The sequence below is a fragment of the Streptomyces cellostaticus genome, from assembly GCF_023630175.1.
GTDB classification, from domain to species: Bacteria; Actinomycetota; Actinomycetes; order Streptomycetales; family Streptomycetaceae; genus Streptomyces; species Streptomyces cellostaticus_A.
On the sequence record NZ_JALLIN010000094.1, the window covers coordinates 1 to 5872 of the forward strand.

General features: G+C 70.9%; 2 protein-coding genes. Both read left to right on the forward strand.

Annotated elements, in window-relative coordinates; all coding sequences use genetic code 11:
- Positions 1-3670, forward strand: a 3670-nt coding sequence (locus MXD57_RS30965) for an amino acid adenylation domain-containing protein (protein ID WP_250405539.1), incomplete at its 5' end; no start/stop codon positions are given.
- Between the two features lie 15 nt (positions 3671-3685).
- On the forward strand, positions 3686-5872 hold a 2187-nt coding region (locus MXD57_RS30970), incomplete at its 3' end, for a condensation domain-containing protein (protein ID WP_250405540.1).

Below are 5872 nucleotides of genomic sequence, written 5' to 3' on the forward strand. Positions count from 1 at the left end.
GCCGTTCGAGCGGCTCGTGGAGATCCTCAACCCCGCACGTTCCATGGCCCGCCACCCCCTCTTCCAGGTCATGCTCGCCTTCCACAACAACGCGCAGCCAGACCTCGACCTGCCCGGCATCCGGACGCAGGACGAGCCGGTGCACAACCCGGCGGCCAGGTTCGACCTGTCCCTCAACCTCGCCGAGACCCATCAGCTCGACGGGGTCCCGGCCGGTCTGCTGGGCGAGTTGGACTACCGCACCGATCTGTTCGAGCGGACCACCGTCGAGCAGCTCGCCGAGCGGTTGTCCCGGCTCCTCGAAACGGTCACGGACGCCCCCGACCAGCCGATCCGTACCCTCGGTGTCCTCGGCGCGGACGAGCGTCGGCGGATGCTCGTCGAGTGGAACGACACCGCTCACGAGTTCTCCGTGGCCACGCTGCCCGAGCTGTTCCAGGCGCAGGTCGGGCGTACGCCCGATGCCCTCGCGCTGGTGGGTGGCGGAGTCGAGCTCACCTACGCCGAGCTGGGCGTGCGCGTACGGCGGCTCATGCACGGGCTGACCTCACGCGGCATCGGGCGGGGCGACCGGGTGGCGCTCCTGCTGGACGACTGGATCGACCAAATCTCCCTGACCGTCGCCCTCGTGCATGTCGGAGCGGCGTACGTGCCGCTGGACCGGCGGAGCCCCGCCGCCCGCCTGGAGCTGGTCCTCGGGGACTCCCGGAGCACCGCGGTCGTGGTCGACCGGACGACCTGTGCCCTGCTCCCGGGCGGGTACCTCAGGAACGGTCTCGATGTGTTGCGGGTCGAGGAGCTGCCCGTGGAAGGCGTGCCGGCAGCGGCGGATCCGGCGCCGTCGGTGCGGCCGCTCGACCTGGCGTACGTCATGTTCACCTCCGGTTCCACCGGGCGGCCCAAGGGCGTGGCCGTCACCCACCGCAACGTCGTCGCGCTCGTCTGCGACCGGTACTGGGAGCACACGGGCGAGGACCGGATCCTCGTCCACTCGTCGCCGTCGTTCGACGCCTCCACGTACGAGGTGTGGGGCGGGCTCCTCAACGGTGCCACCCTGGTGGCCTCGGGCACCGTGGCCACGGACATCCCCGAGCTCGCCCGCACCATGACGGCGGCACGGGTCACCGTGGGGCTGTTCAACGAGGGCATCTTCCGGGCCTTGGCCGAGAGCGCACCCCAGAGCTTCGTCACCCTCCGCGACGTCTACATCGGTGGTGACACGGTCTCGCCCTCTGCGGTGCGGAAGGTTCGGGACCACGCCCGCAGCATGCGGTTCACCAACAGTTACGGGCCTACCGAGTCGACCCTGTGCGTCGCCCACCACGCGCTGCAGATGGACGGCGACGACGACACGTCTCCCATCCCGATCGGCCGGCCGCTCGACAACACGCGGCTGTACGTGCTCGACGAGGGGCTTCAGCCCGTGCCCTGCGGAGTGATCGGGGAGCTGTACGTCGCCGGTGAGGGCCTGGCCCGCAGCTACGTCGACCGCCCCGACCTGTCGGCGGAGCGGTTCGTGGCCGACCCGTTCGGTCCTTCCGGTACGCGCATGTACCGGACCGGTGACCGGGTGAAATGGCGGCGCGAGGGCACTCTGGAGTTCGCCGGCCGCACGGACACCCAGGTCAAGGTGCGGGGCTTCCGTATCGAGCCGGGTGAGATCGAGGCGGTTCTGGAGTCGTTCCCGGACGTGGCGCAGGCCGTGGTCGTCGTCCGCGAGGACCGGCCGGGGGACAAGCGGCTCGTCGCCTACCTGGTCACCGACGGCGACGTGCGCGTGGAGCCGGAGGACCTGCGGGTTCGCCTGACCGATGCCGTGCCCGACTACATGGTCCCGGCTGCCCTGGTGCAGCTCGACGCCCTTCCCCTGGGGCCGACGGGCAAGCTCGACCGGGCGGCCCTGCCCGCACCTGACTACGCGGGAGGGGGCAGTCGGGCTCCCCTTACCGCCAAGGAGCGCATCATGTGCGCGGTCTTCGCCGATGTACTGGGGGTCGCTGAGGTCTGCGCGGACGACAGCTTCTTCGCGTTGGGCGGCGACAGCATCGTCTCCATCCAGCTCGTCGCAAGGGCACGCGCCGCAGGGCTGATCATCACACCGCGGCAGGTGTTCGAACGAAAGACCGTCGAAGCACTCGCAGCGGTGGCGGTCGAGGTGGACGCGCGGACCGACGGGGCGGCTGACTCGGGCACCGGCGTGGTACCGCTGACACCGGTCATGCGGCAGATCTGCGAACGCAGCGACGTCATCGACCGGTTCAGCCAGTCGGTCACGCTCGTGACCCCGGGCGGCCTGCGCCGCGAGGACCTCACGGCTGCGGTACAGGCGGTCATCGACCACCACGGCCTCCTCAGGGCCCGGCTCACCGGCTCCCCGGACGGGACGTGGCAGCTGGAGGTGCTGTCGCCCGGCACGGTCTCCGCCGAATCGTCTCTGTCCCGCGTCGAGGCCGCAGGGCTGGGGGAGTCGCGGCTCCGGGAGCTGACGGTGGAGCAGGAGGCCGAGGCGGGCAGCCGCCTGGCTCCGGCGGACGGGCGGATGCTGGACGTCGTCTGGCTCGACGCGGGACCGCACGAGTACGGCAGCCTGGTGATCACGCTCCATCACCTCGCCGTCGACGCCGTGTCCTGGCGCATCCTCGTGCCCGACCTCGTCTCCGCCTGGAAGGCCGCCGCCGCGGGCCGGCAGCCGAGCCTCCAGCCCGTGTACACGTCCTTTCGCCGCTGGGCCCAGCACACGACCGCCGAGGCAGAACGGAGGATCGGTGAGCTGCCCTTCTGGGAGCGGCTCCTCGCGGACGCCGAGGTGCCTCTGGGCGCAGTGCCGACTGCCCCCGATCCCGAACGCGACAAGTGGGGCACCGCCGAGACGCTCAGCGTGACCCTGCCGGCGGAGCTGGCCAGGCCGCTGCTGACGACCCTGCCCGAGGCCTACAACTGCGCGCCGGACAGCGTCCTGCTCGCCGCTCTCATGCTGGCCGTGGACCGTCGTACGGCACGGCTGGGCGGGACCACGCCGCCGTTCCTCGTCGACGTGGAGCACCACGGGCGGGAGGAGACCAGTCCCGCCCTGGACGTTTCGCGGACGGTGGGCTGGTTCACCAGCGTCGCTCCCGTCCGCCTCGACGTGCAGGAGGTCGGTGGCCGGCGACGCGGCGCGGAGGACGGCCTCAAGTACGTGAAGGAGCAGCTGCGGGCGGCCCCGGACCACGGCTTCGGTTACGGCCTGCTCAGGTACCTCAACCCGGAGACGGCCGACCGCCTCGCGGCCCTCCCCGCGGCCCATGTGCTCTTCAACTACCTGGGACGCATCCCGGCGCCGCCCGGCCACCACGGCGCGGAGCCGCAGCCCTGGTCGGTCTTGGGCGAAGGAGAAGCGGGCGGCGGTGCCGACCCGGACATGCCCATGACTTACACCCTGACGGTAAACGCCGTGGCCCGCGACACCGCTTCCGGACCCGAGCTACTCACCACCTGGGCCTGGCCGGGCCGGCTGTCGGCGGCCGGCGAAGTGCACGAACTCGCCGAGGCGTACACGCAGGCCCTGGCCGACATGGTCGCCCTGGTCGGTTCCCCCGACATCGGCGGGCTGACTCCGTCCGACGTGCCCCTCGTGGGTCTGAGCCAAGACGAGATCGACGCGTTCGAGTTCGCCGAGATCGAAGACTGAACGGAAGGACTTGAGATGAAGCGGTCGCGAATTGAAGACATCCTTCCGTTGTCGCCTCTTCAGGAGGGGCTCCTCTTCCACGCCCAGTTCGATGACGAAGCCGCAGACACTTACGTCGTGCAGCTCGTCATATCGCTGCGCGGCACGGTCGACGGACCTGCGCTGCGCGCGGCGGTGAACGAGGTGCTGGCTCGTCACGCCAACCTCCGGGTCGGGATACAGCATCGCAAGACGGGGCAGCCCGTCCAGCTGGTGATGCGCGACGTCGAAGCCCCCTGGCGGGACGTCGACCTCACCCACCTCGCGCAGGAGCAGCGCACAGCCGAACTCGAACGCCTCCTCACCGAAGACCGCGGGCGCCGGTTCAACCTGCGCCGGGCGCCGCTGATCCGCTGCACCCTCGTCCGGATGGCCGAGGACGACTACCGGTTCGTCTGGGCCAACCACCACATCCTGCTCGACGGATGGTCGAACGCGGTCCTGTTTCAGGAGCTGTTCAGCCTCTACCAGAGCCGGGGCGGGGCCCGCCTCGCGCCGGTCACGCCGTACCGCGACTACCTCGCCTGGACGGCACGCCAGGACGGCGAGAGCGCGCGCAGGGAGTGGGCGGCCGCGCTCGACGGGCTCCAGGACTCCACCCGCCTCGTGTCCCGCCCAGGCACAGGGCCCTCCGAATCGTTCCCGCTACGCGCCACCTTCACGGTCGACGAACGCCTGACAGGTGCCCTCGTCGAACTGGCACGCACCCGGAACCTCACTTTCAACACGCTGATGCAGGGCGCCTGGGGCATCCTGCTGGGACGTCTCACCGGTCTGGACGACGTGGTCTTCGGCACCACGGTCTCCGGACGCCCCCCGGAGCTCCCCGGAATCGAGACCATGGTCGGGCTGTTCATCAACACCCTGCCGGTCCGGGTACGACTGGACCCGGCCCGGTCCGTCGTCGAGGTCCTCGCGCGGCTTCAGGACGAGCAGGCGCGCCTGATGCCCCACCAGCACCTCGGGCTCGGCGAAATCCAGAAGACGGCGGGGCGGACCGACCTCTTCGACACCGTGGTCGTCTTCGAGAACTATCCGGTGGACGAGGCCGCGTCCGCCGGACTCGGTGCGGACCTCCAGGTCGCCGACGTCACGGGGCACGACGCGACCCACTATCCGCTGAGCCTGATGGTCCTTCCGGGACGCGAGCTCGTCCTGAACCTCGACTACCGTAAGGACGCCTTCGACCGGGCGGCCGTCGAACAGCTGGCGGCGCGCCTCGTCCGGCTCCTCGAAACCATCGTCGCTGCCCCGGACACGGCGATCCGTGACGTCGACCTGCTCGGCCCCGCGGAACGGGAGCAGCTCCTCGCCCTGGGTCGCGGCGCCGCCGCCCGGGCCACGCCGGCCACCGTGCCCGAGGTCTTCCGGGCGCAGGCGCACGCCACCCCGGACGCCGTCGCCCTCACGGGCGGCGGAACGGACATCACGTACGCCGAGCTGGATGCCCGGGCGGACGCCCTGGCCCGCGACCTCGCGGCCAGGGGTGCAGGGCCGGAGCAGGCGGTCGCGGTGTGGATGGAACGCTCCACCGACCTCGTGGTCGCACTGCTGGCCGTGCTCAAGACAGGCGCGTTCTACGTACCGCTGCACGACGGTTACCCGGCGGAGCGCCGCCGACTGGTGATGGAGGGCTGTGGCGCCCGGCTGCTGCTGACGGACCGGCCGGGAGATGCGGCCGCGTTCGTGGGCACGGCGGTCGCCGTCCATGCGGTGAACGGTGCTGCGGCAGCGACCGGCGAGGACCGGGACTGCTCGGAGCCGACCTCTTCCGGTGCCGGTGACCCTGCCGGTGCGGGCGCTGGTGCCCGTGTGGAGGCCGACGGGCTGGCGTATGTGATGTATACATCAGGCTCCACGGGCGAGCCCAAGGGCGTTGCCGTCACACACCGAGCCGTCGTGGATCTGGTCCTCGACCCGTCCTGGAGGAGCGGCCCCGAGGACCGCATCCTCTTCCAGGCACCACACGCCTTCGACATCTCCGACTACGAACTGTGGGTCCCGCTGCTCTCCGGGGCCCGGGTCGTCGTCGCCCCGGCGGAGCCGATCGACTCGGTGGCCCTGAGGAAGCTCCTCACCCGGGAACAGATCACCTCCGTGCACCTGACCGCCGGGCTCTTCCGCGTGATCGCCGAACAGGACGCGGACTGTTTCTCCGGTGTC